The following is a 13,613-nucleotide window of genomic DNA, read 5'->3' as shown; positions in this document are numbered from 1 at the left end:
GGTGGCGCGCACCCTCGGCGCAGAAGCGGGTGGAGCGGTCCACGTGGGGGCGCACGGCCGCGCAATCTTCGGCCCATTCCGCCAGCCCCGCCGCCACGTCCAGCCGCGCCAGCGCCTGGGCCGCCGCCTGCAGCGGCTGGGCCACCGCGCGGGCCTCCTCGCGCCAGGCCTCGAAGGCGGCCATCTCGATGGCCAGGGCGCGTTCGCCTGCCTGGGCGATGCGCGCATCCAGGTCGGCCAGCTCCACGGTGGTGAAGCGCACCTGGTTGGCCAGGGTCTGGCGGTGGATGAAGGTGGCGTTCAGCGGCGGCTGGAACAGCGGGTCGGCCTTGCCCGCCGTGGTCTCCACGAAATAGCCCAGCACCGCGTTGTGGCGGATCTTCAGCGGCACGCCGCTCTCGGCCGCCAGCCGCGTCTCCAGCGCGATGATCACCCGGCGGCTGTCGTCGCGCAGCTGGCGCACATGATCCAGCTCCGGCTTGGCGCCCGAAGCGACGAAACCGCCGTCGCGCGCCTGGGCCGGCAGCTCGGGGCCCAGGCCCTCCTCCAGCATGGCCAGGAAGGTGGAAAGCCCCGGTTGCGTGCTGGGCGTCAGGGCGAGTAGCGCCGCCTCGATCTCGGCCGGCGGCGGGTCCAGCGGCTCGGGCTGGCGCAGCGCCATGGCCGCGATCGCCTCGCCGGTCTTCAAGCCGTCGCGCAGGCAGCCCAGGTCGCGCGGTCCACCCCGGCCCAGGGCCAGGCGCGACAGGGCCCGGGCCATGTCGCCGGCCCCCTTCAGCGCCCCGCGCAATTCCTCGCGCAACGGCCGGCGCTCCACGAACCAGCTCACCGCATCCAGCCGCGCGTCGATGGCGGCGGGGTCCAGCAGCGGCCGGGCCAGACGGGCCGACAGCAGGCGCGCGCCCGGCGCGGTGATGGTGCGGTCGATGGCCGCCAGCAGCGAGCCGTCGCGCCCGCCCGACAGGGTGCGTTCGATCTCCAGGCTGGCGCGGGTGGCCGGATCAATGGCCATCACATCCGCCTCGGCCGCCCGGCGGGGCGCGCTCAGCGCCGGCAGCCGCCCGGCTTGCGTCACTTCCAGATGCGCGGCGATCAGGCCCAGGGCCGAGATTTCCGCGCCGGTCAGCGCCCCGAACCCGTCCAGGGTGTCGACGCCGTACAGCCGCTTGACCCGCGCCTCGGAGGCCGACGGTTCGGCCAGCGCCGAGGCCATCGGCTGGATCACCCCGCCGGCCGCCTTCAGCGCTGCGTTGACGATCTCATCGGCGAACAGCCGGTCGGCGCACAGGGTCTCCGACGGCTGCAACGCCGCCAGCGCCGAGCCCAGGCCATCGCGCGCCACGGTGAAACACTCCACCTCGCCGGTGGACAGCTCCACGCTGGCCACCGCCGCCTGGCCGCCGCGCACGGCGATGGCCGCGAGGCGATTGGCCCCGCGCGCGTCCAGCAATCCGTCTTCGGTGAGCGTGCCCGGCGTGACGATGCGCACCACGTCGCGCCGCACGATGGATTTGGAACCGCGCTTCCGGGCCTCGGCCGGGTCCTCCATCTGCTCGCACACGGCGACCTTGAAGCCGGCCCGGATCAGCTTGGCCAGATAGGCCTCGGCGGCGTGGGCCGGCACCCCGGCCATGGGGATGGGCTGTCCGTTGTGGTTGCCTCGGAAGGTCTGGGCGATGCCGAGCGCGCCGGCCGCCTTGATCGCGTCGTCGAAGAACAGCTCGTAGAAGTCGCCCATGCGGAAGAAGACCAGGGCGTCGGGCTGGCGCGCCTTGGCTTCGAAGTATTGCGCCATGACGGGCGTCGCGCCGGCGGACTCCAAAGCGACGCTGGCCGTTGCCGACGCGGAATCGAGCTGTGGAATCGCTTGGACGTTCATCGCCGCGAACCTAGCGCGCCGCCGAGGGCCCGTTAAGTCTTACGGCGCGGAGACCCGCAAGCAGGGGGGCAAGGCGTCCAGCCGGAGCCGCTACCTGTTCAGGTGGCCTACTTGGTCAGGTGGCCTACTTGGTCAGGTGGAAGGACCGGATCACCCGCCCGGCGTCCTTCACCACGATGTCGCCGGCGTTGGCCCCATCCACCTTCACCGGCCGGTTCGCCGCCGAAAAGCGCGACGAGACAAAGCCTGGAGCGCGGCGCCAGGGCGTCGCCCTTGTGCGGGCAATCGCGGGCCAGGTGGATGTTAGCCTCTTGCACCCGTCCGCCAGAGGATCAGGATGGCGCCATGGACGGCCATCAGCTCGCCTCCGACTATCTGATCTTCCCACCGGGTCCGGGCGACGCCGAGGATCTGGCGCAGGTCCATGTGCGCGCCTGGCGCCAGACCTATCCCGGCCTGTTGCCCGACCTCTATCTGGCGCGGCTGTCGACCCCGCTGCACGCGCGGCGCTGGCGCAAGCGGCTGCTGAAAGCCACACCCGGCGAGGTGGATCTTGTGGCGGGCGACCGCTCGGGCCTGGTGGCCTATGTCTCCGGCGGTCCCACGCGGGGCGGAGCGGAAGACGAGGCCGAGATCACCACCCTCTATGTGCTGAAATCCGCCCAGGGCCAGGGGCTGGGACGCCGCCTGCTGGCCGGCGCGGCGCGGGCCCTGATGGCGGGGGGCGCCGGCGCTCTCACCCTGACGGTCCTGCGCGGCAACGACCGGGCGGTGGCCTTCTACGACCGGCTGGGCGGCATGGCCGGCCCGGCGCAGGTGCGGCGCGGACCCGGCGGCGGCCTGGTCTCGGAAATCCCCTTCCGCTGGCCCGAGATCGCCGAGCTGGCGGCCATGGACCTGGAAGACTGAACGCCTAGTTCCGGATCGACATTCACCGATTGGGTTCAATACCAACCGGCGTGGCTGGCATTTGGCTCAGCTTTGGACTCGGAAGGACGAGAAGGTAGGGAAGAAGCGGAAGGGGGCGGGGCTTCGTACGCCTTGCTGGTCTGACGCTGGCTTTTCTTTCTCAGAGGCGCTGCGCGCCTCGGTGAAGCCCCGACGCAGAGGCTTTTGCGCCAGCCTTGCCGCAGCCGCTGCCTCTTGCGCTTCTTTTTTCGTCCTTCTCTTCCTTCCAAGCCCAATGCGGAGTCAGAGCCGCCCGGGGCGCGGCCGGGCGCCGTCGGCATCGACGCATCCATGGATGTCGATCCGGCCCAAGGGTCTCAGACCCCGGTGACGCCGCCCCAGAACTTCTTGGCCTTGCCCACGAAGGAGGCGGACTTGGGGTGCTGCTGCTCGCCGCACAGGCCGGCCAGTTCGCGCATCAGTTCCTTCTGGCGCGCCGTCAGCTTGCTGGGCGTTTCCACGAAGATCTCGACGATCAGGTCGCCGCGTTCGCGTGACCGGAGCGAGGGCATGCCCCGTCCCTTCAGCCGTATGGTGCGCCCGGTCTGGGTGCCTTCCGGCACCTTGACGGTCTTGCGCGCCTCGCCGTCGCAATTGTCGCCGCCCAACAGGCAGGGCGCCTCGATGTCGCCGCCCAGGGCCGCCACCGTCATCGGCACCGGCACGGTGCACAGCAGGTCCAGGCCCTCGCGTTCAAAGATGTCGTGGGGGCTGACCGACAGGAAGATGTAGAGGTCGCCGCGCGGCCCGCCGCGCTGGCCGGCGTCGCCTTCGCCCGACAGACGGATGCGCGCGCCGTCGTCCACGCCGGCCGGAATGCGCACCGAAAGCGTGCGGTCGCGGCGCACCTGGCCATGGCCATGGCAGGCCTGGCAGGGGTCGAGGATCAGCTTGCCGGAGCCGCCGCAGCGCGGGCAGGTCCGCTCGATGGCGAAGAAGCCCTGGGAGGCGCGCACCCGGCCCTGGCCGCCGCAGCCGTTGCAGACGGTGGGATTGGTGCCGGGCTTGGCGCCGGAGCCGTGGCAGGCCTCGCAGGCCACCGAGGCCGGAACCGTGATCTCCACGTCGGAGCCGCTATAGGCCTGCTCCAGGGTGATCTCGAGGTCATAGCGCAGGTCGGCGCCCCGCGCGGGGCCGTTGCTGCGCCGGCCGCGTCCGCCGAACATCTCGCCGAACGCATCGCCGAACACCTCGGAGAAGATGTCGTTCATGTCCGCGCCGCCGAACCCTTGCGGGCCGCCGCCGCCACCGCCGCCGTTGACGCCGGCATGGCCATAGCGGTCGTAGGCGGCGCGCTTTTGCGGGTCCGACAGGATGGAATAGGCTTCGTTGATTTCCTTGAAGCGGCCGGTGGCCTCTTCGCAGCCGCCGTTGCGGTCGGGATGGTGCTCCATCGCCAGCTTGCGGAAGGCGGACTTCAGCCCGGCCTCGTCGCAGCCGCGTTGCACTCCGAGAACTTCATAAAAATCGCGCATGGCCGGATCAGACTTCGGTCACGTTAAGGAATGAAGGTGGGGCGACCTCCGCCCGCCCGCAAGCCTTGAACCCCATCCTTAAGAATCGGGGTTCAAGCTCAATCGGGCGGAGGCGCTTATCCGCGAAGTTGGCGGCGACGTTCCCCGAGGCGGGCTTGTGCATCAGGTGAACGCCGTTCGCCATGAGACAGAAGGTCACGCGGACTTCTTGTCGTCGTCCACTTCCTCGAACTCGGCGTCGACGACGCCTTCGTCCGACCCGCCGGCCGAGGGGCCTGCGCCCGCTTCGGCGCCGTCGCCGGCCTGGGCCTTGTACATGGCCTCGCCCAGCTTCATCGAAGCCTGCGCCAGTGCGTCGGTCTTCTCGCGGATCACCTCGGCATCGTCGCCGTCAAGCACGCCGCGCAGGTCGACGATAGCGGCTTCGATTGCAGCCTTGTCTTCGGCCGAAACCTTGTCGCCATATTCCTTGACCGACTTTTCGGTCGAGTGAACGAGGCTCTCGGCCTGGTTCTTGGCTTCCACGGCTTCGCGCTTCTTCTTGTCAGCTTCGGCGTTCTGCTCGGCTTCCTGCACCATCTTTTCGATGTCGGCATCGCTCAGGCCACCCGAAGCCTGGATGCGGATCTGCTGCTCCTTGCCGGTGCCCTTGTCCTTGGCCGAAACGTTGACGATGCCGTTGGCGTCGATGTCAAACGTCACTTCGATCTGCGGCACGCCGCGCGGTGCCGGCGGAATGCCGGCGAGGTCGAAATTACCCAGCAGCTTGTTGTTCGCCGCCATTTCGCGCTCACCCTGGAACACCCGGATGGTCACGGCAGACTGGCTGTCTTCGGCTGTCGAGAACGTCTGGCTCTTCTTGGTCGGGATCGTCGTGTTGCGATCGATCAGGCGGGTGAACACGCCACCCAGCGTCTCGATGCCCAGCGACAGCGGGGTCACGTCGAGCAGCAGCACGTCCTTGACGTCGCCCTGCAGTACGCCGGCCTGGATCGCAGCGCCGAGCGCCACCACTTCGTCCGGGTTCACGCCCTTATGGGGCTCCTTGCCGAACAGTTGCTTGACGACTTCCTGCACCTTGGGCATGCGGCTCATGCCGCCGACCAGCACAACTTCGTCGATCTGGGCTGCGGTCAGGCCCGCATCCTTGAGCGCCTGCTTGCAGGGCTCGACGGTCTTCTGGATCAGGTCATCGACCAGCGATTCGAACTTCGACCGGCTCAGCTTCAGCGTCAGATGCTTCGGGCCCGAGGCATCAGCGGTGATGAAAGGCAGGTTGATTTCGGTCTGGGTCGAGCTCGACAGTTCGATCTTGGCCTTTTCGGCAGCTTCCTTGAGGCGCTGCAAAGCCAGCTTGTCGGAGCGAAGGTCGATGCCCTGCTCCTTCTTGAACTCGTCGGCAAAGTAGTCGACCAGGCGCATGTCAAAGTCTTCGCCGCCCAGAAAGGTGTCGCCGTTCGTGGACTTTACTTCAAACACGCCGTCGCCGATTTCCAGCACCGACACGTCGAACGTGCCGCCACCAAGGTCATAGACCGCGATGGTGCCGGAGTTCTTCTTGTCGAGGCCGTAGGCCAGGGCGGCCGCGGTTGGCTCGTTGATGATGCGCAGCACTTCAAGTCCGGCAATCTTGCCCGCATCCTTGGTGGCCTGGCGCTGGCTGTCGTTAAAGTAGGCCGGAACCGTGATGACGGCCTGCGTGACGGTCTCGCCGAGATACGACTCGGCAGTTTCCTTCATCTTCTGCAGGATCATTGCCGAAACCTGCGAGGGCGAATACTTTTCGCCCGAGGCTTCCACCCATGCGTCGCCATTGTCGGCAGCGACGATCTTGAACGGGACCAGGTTCTTGTCCTTGCCGACGACCTTGTCGTCGTAACGGCGCCCGATCAGGCGCTTGACGGCAAACAGCGTGCCCTCAGGATTGGTGACCGCCTGGCGCTTGGCCGGCTGGCCCACAAGGCGCTCGCCATCCTTGGAGAACGCCACCATCGACGGCGTGGTGCGCGCGCCTTCGGCATTCTCGATCACTTTTGGGCTCGAGCCGTCCATCACTGCAACGCAGCTATTGGTGGTCCCGAGGTCGATACCGATAACTTTAGCCATTACTATGCCTCTCTCTCAGCAAACCCATGATGAAGCCCCGCTTTCGAAGCAGCTTCGTGGCCGGTTAGGGCCGGGTTCCCTTGCAACGTTAATGTGCCCATCTCTGGGCCTGCGGCGTATATAGGGGGGTCGCCTGAGGGCTTCAAGCGCTCAAACAGCGTTTGGATGCATCGCAAGGCTTGCGCGGTGAAGAAAAAGCGCTGTGTTCCGCCCTCGCGCTAACTTCCCAAACCGGCGCCCCCCAATTACAACGCCACCATGCTGATCCCCGGCACAGTGCTGCTTCACGACACGCTCGATCCCGCGGGAGCGAACCTGCTGTTCACCGCGCCGCGCGAAATCGTGGTTGCCCATACGGCCGACGAAGCGCGGGTGGCCCTGGGCCGGCTGCAAACCGCGCGTGCCGAAGGCCTCCACTCGGCCGGCTATCTGGCCTATGAGCTTGGTTTCCTGTTCGAGGAACGCCTGGCCCATCGCCTGCCTGCCCGCAGCGATACGCCCCTCCTCTGGATGGGCCTCTACGACACGCCGCAAAAACTTAGCGCCACAGAGGTCGATGTCTGGCTCGCCAGCATCGCCGGACCTACCGGCCGCGCGGTCAATATCCGGCCCCGTCTCGATCTGGCGGCTTACAAAACCGCCTTCGACACCGTCAAAGCCCTGATCGCCGCCGGCGACACCTATCAGGTCAACCTCACCTTCAAGGCCGATTTTACCCTGGAGGGCGGTGCCGTGGCGCTCTATCGCGATCTGGTGCGCAAGCAACCCGTCGCCTATGGGGCGCTGATCGCCACTGAGACCCACACTATCCTGTCGCGCTCCCCCGAACTGTTCGTTTCCAACCGCGCCGGTGCCCTCTCGGCCCGCCCGATGAAGGGCACCATGCCGCGCGGCCGCACTCTCGCCGAAGACGAAGCTGGCCGCCTCGCTTTGGCCCAAGACGAAAAGAACCGCGCCGAAAACCTGATGATCGTCGATCTTCTGCGCAACGATCTCGGCCGCATCGCCCAGATCGGCTCGGTCAAGGTCACCGACCTTTTCACCGTCGAGACCTACCGCACCCTCCACACCATGACCTCAGGCATCACCGCCACGCTTAAGCCCGGCCTCGGCCCGCGCGACATCTTGGAAAACCTCTTCCCCTGCGGCTCCATCACCGGCGCCCCCAAACTGCGCGCCATGGAAATCATCGACGAGATCGAACCCGACCCGCGCGGCGTCTATACCGGCTCCATCGGCTATATCGCCCCCGATGGCGACGTCATTTTCAACGTGGCCATCCGCACCGCCGTCATCGATAATTCCGGCAAGGGCGAAATCGGTATCGGCGGCGGCATCGTCGCCGATAGTCTGCTCGCCGACGAATATCAGGAGGCCCTGCTCAAAATGGCATTCTTCTCCGATCCGGCCACTCCGGTCTGCCTGATCGAAACCCTGCTCTGGGAACCCGGTCGCGGCTATTATCTTCTCGACCGTCACCTCACCCGGATGGAAAGTTCGGCGCGCTATTTCCGCCTGCCCTTCGATGCGATCAAGAAATCCAGCATGCTGGACGATTTGGCCCAAACCTTCACCGCCCCCATGCGCGTCCGCCTCACCCTGCACGAGGTCGATGGCCCCGCCGTCACAGGGGTTCCCCTGCCGCCAAATCCAGCCGTCTTCCGCTTCTCCATTGCCCCCGAACACCTCGATTCAAAGAGCCTCTGGCTCGCCCACAAGACCACCAACCGCGCCTTCTACGACAAGCCGCGCCAACACGCACACGCCACGACTGGTGTCGATGAAGTCGTATTTCTCAACGAAAACAACGAACTGACCGAAGGTTCGATCACCAATCTGTTCATCGAACGCGACGGCATCCTGCTGACCCCGCCTCTCTCGTCCGGCCTCCTCCCCGGCACAATGCGCGCTGAACTCATCGCCACCGGCGGCGCCAGAGAGCACACCCTGACGCTCTCCGACCTCGAAACCGCCCCCATTTTCCTCGGCAATTCCGTCCGCGGCCTCATCCCCGCCCAATGGATCAAGGAGTGACCATGCTCGACATCACCCCCAGCGACGTCCTCATCGTCGTCGACGTGCAATACGATTTCCTGCCCGGTGGCAGTCTCGCGGTGGCCGGCGGCGACGAAATCGTTCCATTAATCAATACCTTAGCCAAGCGCTTCATCAACGTCATCTTCACCCAGGACTGGCATCCGGCCGACCACATCTCCTTCGCCAGCCAACATCCCGGCAAGAATCCGTTCGACCTGATCGACTTGCCCTACGGCCCCCAGGTGCTCTGGCCCGACCATTGCGTCTGGAATACCCATGGCGCCGAGCTCAGCGCCGACCTGGACATTCCCCACGGCCAACTGATGATCCGCAAGGGCTACAACCGCCAGATCGACTCCTATTCCGGCTTCCAGGAAGCCGACCGCGAGACCCTGACCGGCCTTGCCGGTTATCTCAATGAGCGCGATGTGGACAAGCTCTATGTCGTTGGTCTTGCCACCGATTTCTGCGTCGGCTGGACCGCCATCGACGCCGCGGCCGGAGGCTTTGACGTCGCCGTCATCGAAGACGCCACCCGCGCCATCGACAATGCCGGCTCGCTCGAAAAAGCCTGGGCCGAAATGCAAACAGCCGGCGTGAGCCGGCTGCAAAGCAAGGATATATTGGGTAAATCAGTGGCTTAGACGCTCTTGTCGATCGCCTCGGCACCTTCGGCATGGCTCGGGCCGCCCTTGGCGACGCCCACCATGGCCGGACGCAACACCCTGTCCCCAATGGCAAATCCGGCCTGAACCACCTGCACCACGGTGCCTTCCGGCCGGGTGGGATCAGGAACCTCAAACATCGCCTGATGCTTGTGCGGATCGAACTTCTGCCCCTCGGCCTCGATCGGCTTGACGCCGTGCTTGGCGAGGAGCCGCTGCATTTCGCGCTCGGTCATCTCGATGCCGTCGATCAGGCTCTTGGTCGTCGCGTCGCCCGTCTCGCGGGCTTCCGCCGGCAGCACCATCAGCGCCCGGCTCAAAGCGTCCGTCGCGCTCAGCATATCGCGGGCAAAGCCGGCAATGGCGTACGAGCGTGTATCGGCCACTTCACGCTCGGTGCGCTTGCGCAGGTTTTCCATCTCGGCGACGGTGCGCAGCACGCGGTCCTTGAGCTCGGCGTTCTCCGCCCGCAGCGCCAGCGTCGGATCGATTTCGGGCTCAACCGCCTCAATCTCGATCTCGGGATTGTCGTCCTGCGAGGCGTTTTCGTCGCTCATCATCATCTGTTCCGCAAATTAGGTGGATTTGACCCCGCATATCGGCCAGAGCGCAGGTTTTTTCAACCCTACCGCTTGCGTGCCATCATCGAGCTGATGACATGGGCGGTATAATCCACAACGGGCACGATGCGCGCATAGTTCAATCGCGTCGGCCCGATCACCCCCAAAACGCCCACCACCTTGTCATTGGCGTCCTTGTAGGGGCTGAGAATCACCGAAGACCCAGAGAGTGAAAACAGCTTGTTCTCCGAGCCGATAAAGATGCGCACCCCCTGCGCCTTCTCGGTATCGCCCAAGAGGTCCAGCAGCCCGTCTTTGCTTTCCAGCTCATCGAACAACTGCCGCATCCGGCTCAGGTCTTCCGACGCCATGGTGTCGTTGATCAGGTTCGCCCGCCCGCGCACGATAATCGTCGGCTGCCCCGAACTCGACGGCTGGCTCAGCGTCGCGATGCCATCATCCACCAGTTTTCGCGTCAGCTCATCCAGTTCCGCCCGCTGTTCGGCGCGTTGCTCGCTCAAAATCTTGCGCGCCTCTGCAATCGTCCGCCCGATCACGTGATGGGCCAGATAATTGCTCGCCTGCTGCAAGGCGCTGGCCGTCAGCCCCGGCGGTAGGTCCATGATGCGGTTTTCCACCTGCCCGTCCTGGCCCACCAGAACCGCCATGGCTCGCAGTGCATCCAGCCGCACAAATTCGATATGCCGCAGCACCATGTCGGCCTTGGCGGCGATCACCACGCCGGCACCCTGGCTCAACCCACTCAAGAGCTGGCTGGCCTCGGTGAGCAGATCCTCGACCTGTCCCTGCCGCGCCTGGCCCTCGATGTTCTTGGAGATCTGCAACCGCTCGCGCTCATCAACACTGCCGATTTCCAGCATGGCATCGACGAAAAACCGCAGGCCCTCCTGCGTCGGTGCTCTTCCGGCCGAAGTATGCGGCGCCGCGATCAGGCCCAGATCCTCGAGATCCGCCATCACGTTACGAACCGAGGCCGGCGACAATCCCACCTGCAGCATGCGGCTCAGGTCGCGCGAACCCACCGGCATGCCGGTCTCGAGATAGCGCTCGACAATCTTTTTAAAGATGTCCTGGCTGCGGGTATTGAGCACCGCGAGAAAGTCTTCGGGTGGCCTTGCCATGTGTTTGCGTAAAATCTTCCGTTTAACCCTGCCCCATCATTTAAGCGCATTGCAGCCTCCCGCCAAGCGCCCGCGGCTTGTGAGGGGCCCGCCAGAAGGGTATGAGGGCGGATTAACACTTCAATAACCATCAGGGACTGATTTGCCCATGCGGCCTTCCGGACGTGAGCCCAACCAGATGCGCGCAGTAACGATCGAGCGCGGCGTCTCGCAAAAGGCCGAAGGCTCCTGCCTCGTGCAGTTCGGCAATACCAAGGTATTGGTGACGGCTTCGGTTGAAACCAGCCTGCCCGGCTGGCTGCGCGGCAAGGGCCAGGGCTGGGTCACCGCCGAATATGGCATGCTGCCCCGCGCCACCGGCTCGCGCAATCGCCGCGAAGCCACCGCCGGCAAGCAGTCCGGTCGCACCCAGGAAATTCAGCGCCTCATCGGCCGCAGCCTGCGCGCCGTGGTTGATATGCAATTGCTGGGCGAAAACCAGGTCACCATCGACTGCGACGTGCTGGAGGCTGATGGCGGCACCCGTACCGCCTCAATCACCGGCGCCTATATCGCTCTGGCCGACGCCATCGCCTGGATGGACGAGCGCAAGCTCACCAAGGGCAAGGCCCTTCGCGATAGCGTGGCCGCCGTGTCCTGCGGCATCTATCGCGGCACCCCGGTGCTCGATCTCGATTACCTCGAAGATGTCGAAGCCCATACCGATGCCAATTTCGTGCTGACCGGCTCTGGCAAATATGTCGAAATCCAGGGCACTGCCGAACAGGTCCCCTTCAGCCGCGACGAGTTGAACGCCCTGATGACCCTGGCCGAACAGGGCATTGGCGAGCTGACCCTATTGCAGCAGAAGGTACTGGCAGCATGATCGGCTGGCTCCTCAAGAAAGTCGCGACCGCCCAACCCGCCCCCCCGCGGCAGGAAGAGGCCCGCGTGCCCTCGCCCGAGGCCTGCGCCATCTGGCATGATGTGGTGCGCGCCCTCGACGCCAAACCCAAAAGCGCCAAATGAGCGCCCTCCTCAAGCTCCGCGACGGCGATCGTCTGGTCCTGGCCACCCACAACAAGGGCAAGCTCAAGGAATTTCAGGAATTGTTCGAGCCCTTTGGTCTCGAGCTGATTTCTGCCGGCGAACTCGGCCTGCCCGAGCCTGAGGAAACTGGCACCACCTTTGCCGAAAACGCGCGTCTCAAGGCTCATGCCTCCGCCCAAGGCTCCGGCATGATCGCGCTGAGCGATGATTCGGGCCTCTGCGTCGATGCCCTTGGCGGCGATCCCGGCGTCTACACCGCCGATTGGGCGGGTGTTCCGCGCAATTTCGAGCATGCCATGAAGCGCGTCGAAGATGCGCTGCAGGCCGCCAACGCGACCTCGCCGAGCCAACGCAAGGCTCATTTCATGGCGACCTTGTGCCTGGCCCATCCCGATGGCCGCGACTGGCTGTTCGAGGGCCAGTGCAACGGCACCATGGTCTGGCCGCCGCGCGGCGAGCGCGGGCACGGCTACGATCCCGCCTTCATGCCCGATGGCTACGACATCACCTTCGGCCAGATGCCAGCCGAAATGAAGCATTCTTGGTCTCCCGGTGAAACCGGGCTGTCGCATCGCGCCCGCGCGTTCGCGAAATTCGTGGAGGTTGCAATTGAGCGCGAATGATCTGTTCGGCGTCTATGTGCACTGGCCCTTCTGCGCCAGCAAATGCCCCTATTGCGATTTCAATTCGCATGTCCATCGCGGCCCGTTTGACGAGCAGGCTTATGTGGCCGCCTATGAGCGCGAAATCGCCCATGCCGCCAGCCTGACGCCCGGACGGGTCGTGCAGTCGATCTTCTTCGGCGGCGGCACCCCCTCGCTGATGAGCCCCTGGGCTGTCGAAAGCATCATCAATTCCATCACCAAGCATTGGACCGTCGAGCCCAAGGCCGAAATCACGCTGGAGGCCAATCCCACCAGCGTCGAAGTCGAGCGCTTCAAGGGTTTCCGCTCCGCCGGTATCAATCGCGTCTCGCTTGGCGTGCAGTCCCTGCGCGACAAGCCGCTGGCCGATCTCGGCCGTCGCCACACCGTGGACGAAGCCATCGCCGCCGTGCGCATCGGGCAATCGGTGTTCGACCGGTCCAGCTTCGATCTGATCTATGGTCGTCCCAATCAGACGCTGGACGACTGGGAAGACGAACTCAAGGAAGGCCTCTGGTTGGCGCAGGGCCATATCAGCCTCTACATGCTCACAATCGAGCAGGGCACGCGCTATTTCGACCTGCACAAGGCCGGCAAGCTCATCATGCCCAATGAAGACCTGGCGGCAGATTTCTACGAGCTGACCCAGGAACTCACCGCTCAGGCCGGCATGCCCGCCTATGAGATTTCCAACCACGCCCGCCCCGGCCAGGAGAGCGAGCACAACCTGCTTTATTGGCGTTATGGCGAATATGCCGGCATCGGCCCCGGCGCCCATGGGCGGCTGCTGATCAACAATCAGCGCCACGCCACGGCGACCGAAAAAATGCCGTTCGACTGGCAGAAAAAGGTCGTCACCAACGGCCATGGCCTCGTCACCGACGATGTTCTGACCTGGGAAGAACAGGGCGACGAATTCCTCGTCATGGGCCTGCGCCTGCGCGAAGGCATCTCGCCGCAACGCTTCACCGCGCTGAGCGGCCGCAAGATCAACCAGCGCCAGATCGACGATCTCAAGGGTTATGGGTTTGTCGAAACCCTGCCGAACGGCAATATCCGGGTGACAGATCGTGGCTGGCCGGTGCTGGATGCGGTTGTGGCTGATTTGGCAGCCTGAGGCCGCGCAAT

General features: G+C 65.2%; 12 protein-coding genes. 7 read left to right on the top strand and 5 right to left on the bottom strand.

The features are described from left to right. Positions 1-1,879 (bottom strand): DNA mismatch repair protein MutS (gene mutS / locus JWP26_RS18715; protein ID WP_299731336.1); only part of this gene is annotated, 1,879 nt, incomplete at its 3' end. A gap of 300 nt (positions 1,880-2,179) precedes the next feature. Here mutS and JWP26_RS18710 point away from each other — a divergent pair. Next, positions 2,180-2,788, top strand: a complete 609-nt coding sequence (locus JWP26_RS18710; RefSeq protein WP_299731333.1) for an N-acetyltransferase — start codon at positions 2,180-2,182, stop codon at positions 2,786-2,788. A gap of 356 nt (positions 2,789-3,144) precedes the next feature. Here JWP26_RS18710 and dnaJ read toward each other — a convergent pair whose 3' ends face one another. Both dnaJ and dnaK read right to left on the bottom strand, forming a co-directional pair. Beyond that, a complete protein-coding gene (gene dnaJ, locus JWP26_RS18705; protein ID WP_299731330.1) occupies positions 3,145-4,302 on the bottom strand; it encodes a molecular chaperone DnaJ in 1,158 nt (385 codons plus the stop codon). A 195-nt stretch (positions 4,303-4,497) separates the two neighbouring features. Next, positions 4,498-6,408, bottom strand: coding sequence for a molecular chaperone DnaK (gene dnaK / locus JWP26_RS18700; RefSeq protein ID WP_299731327.1), 1,911 nt, complete (start codon positions 6,406-6,408; stop codon positions 4,498-4,500). 258 nt (positions 6,409-6,666) lie between these two features. Between dnaK and pabB the strand changes: the two genes are divergently transcribed. Beyond that, positions 6,667-8,442, top strand: a complete 1,776-nt coding sequence (gene pabB, locus JWP26_RS18695; RefSeq protein ID WP_299731325.1) for an aminodeoxychorismate synthase component I — start codon at positions 6,667-6,669, stop codon at positions 8,440-8,442. Positions 8,443-8,444: 2 nt separating this feature from the next. Next, a complete protein-coding gene (gene pncA / locus JWP26_RS18690) occupies positions 8,445-9,089 on the top strand; it encodes a bifunctional nicotinamidase/pyrazinamidase (protein ID WP_299731323.1) in 645 nt (214 codons plus the stop codon). On the opposite strand, the gene grpE is transcribed toward pncA, so the two are convergent. Further along, positions 9,086-9,667 (bottom strand): nucleotide exchange factor GrpE, encoded by a 582-nt coding sequence (gene grpE, locus JWP26_RS18685; protein WP_299731320.1) that lies wholly within the window; start codon positions 9,665-9,667, stop codon positions 9,086-9,088. The genes pncA and grpE overlap by 4 nt on opposite strands. A gap of 68 nt (positions 9,668-9,735) precedes the next feature. Next, positions 9,736-10,812 (bottom strand): heat-inducible transcriptional repressor HrcA, encoded by a 1,077-nt coding sequence (gene hrcA, locus JWP26_RS18680; RefSeq protein ID WP_299731317.1) that lies wholly within the window; start codon positions 10,810-10,812, stop codon positions 9,736-9,738. Between the two features lie 148 nt (positions 10,813-10,960). Between hrcA and rph the strand changes: the two genes are divergently transcribed. The 4 genes from rph to hemW are packed head-to-tail and all read left to right on the top strand — an operon-like array spanning position 10,961 to position 13,602. Then, entirely contained in the window at positions 10,961-11,677 is a 717-nt protein-coding gene (gene rph, locus JWP26_RS18675) for a ribonuclease PH (RefSeq protein WP_299731314.1), read from the top strand. After that, positions 11,674-11,820: a hypothetical protein gene (locus tag JWP26_RS18670; RefSeq protein WP_299731311.1), complete on the top strand. Its 147-nt coding sequence runs from the start codon at positions 11,674-11,676 to the stop codon at positions 11,818-11,820. The genes rph and JWP26_RS18670 overlap by 4 nt, the downstream gene beginning before the upstream one ends. Continuing rightward, positions 11,817-12,464 (top strand): RdgB/HAM1 family non-canonical purine NTP pyrophosphatase, encoded by a 648-nt coding sequence (rdgB, locus tag JWP26_RS18665; RefSeq protein ID WP_299731308.1) that lies wholly within the window; start codon positions 11,817-11,819, stop codon positions 12,462-12,464. The genes JWP26_RS18670 and rdgB overlap by 4 nt, the downstream gene beginning before the upstream one ends. Further along, positions 12,445-13,602 (top strand): radical SAM family heme chaperone HemW, encoded by a 1,158-nt coding sequence (gene hemW, locus JWP26_RS18660; RefSeq protein WP_299731306.1) that lies wholly within the window; start codon positions 12,445-12,447, stop codon positions 13,600-13,602. The genes rdgB and hemW overlap by 20 nt, the downstream gene beginning before the upstream one ends. Positions 13,603-13,613: the final 11 nt, after the last annotated feature.

The organism is Devosia sp. (assembly GCF_028290435.1).
Classification (GTDB): Bacteria; Pseudomonadota; Alphaproteobacteria; order Rhizobiales; family Devosiaceae; genus Devosia.
Note: the sequence above shows the minus strand (reverse complement) of the source record. Positions and strands in the feature narration are given on the sequence as shown.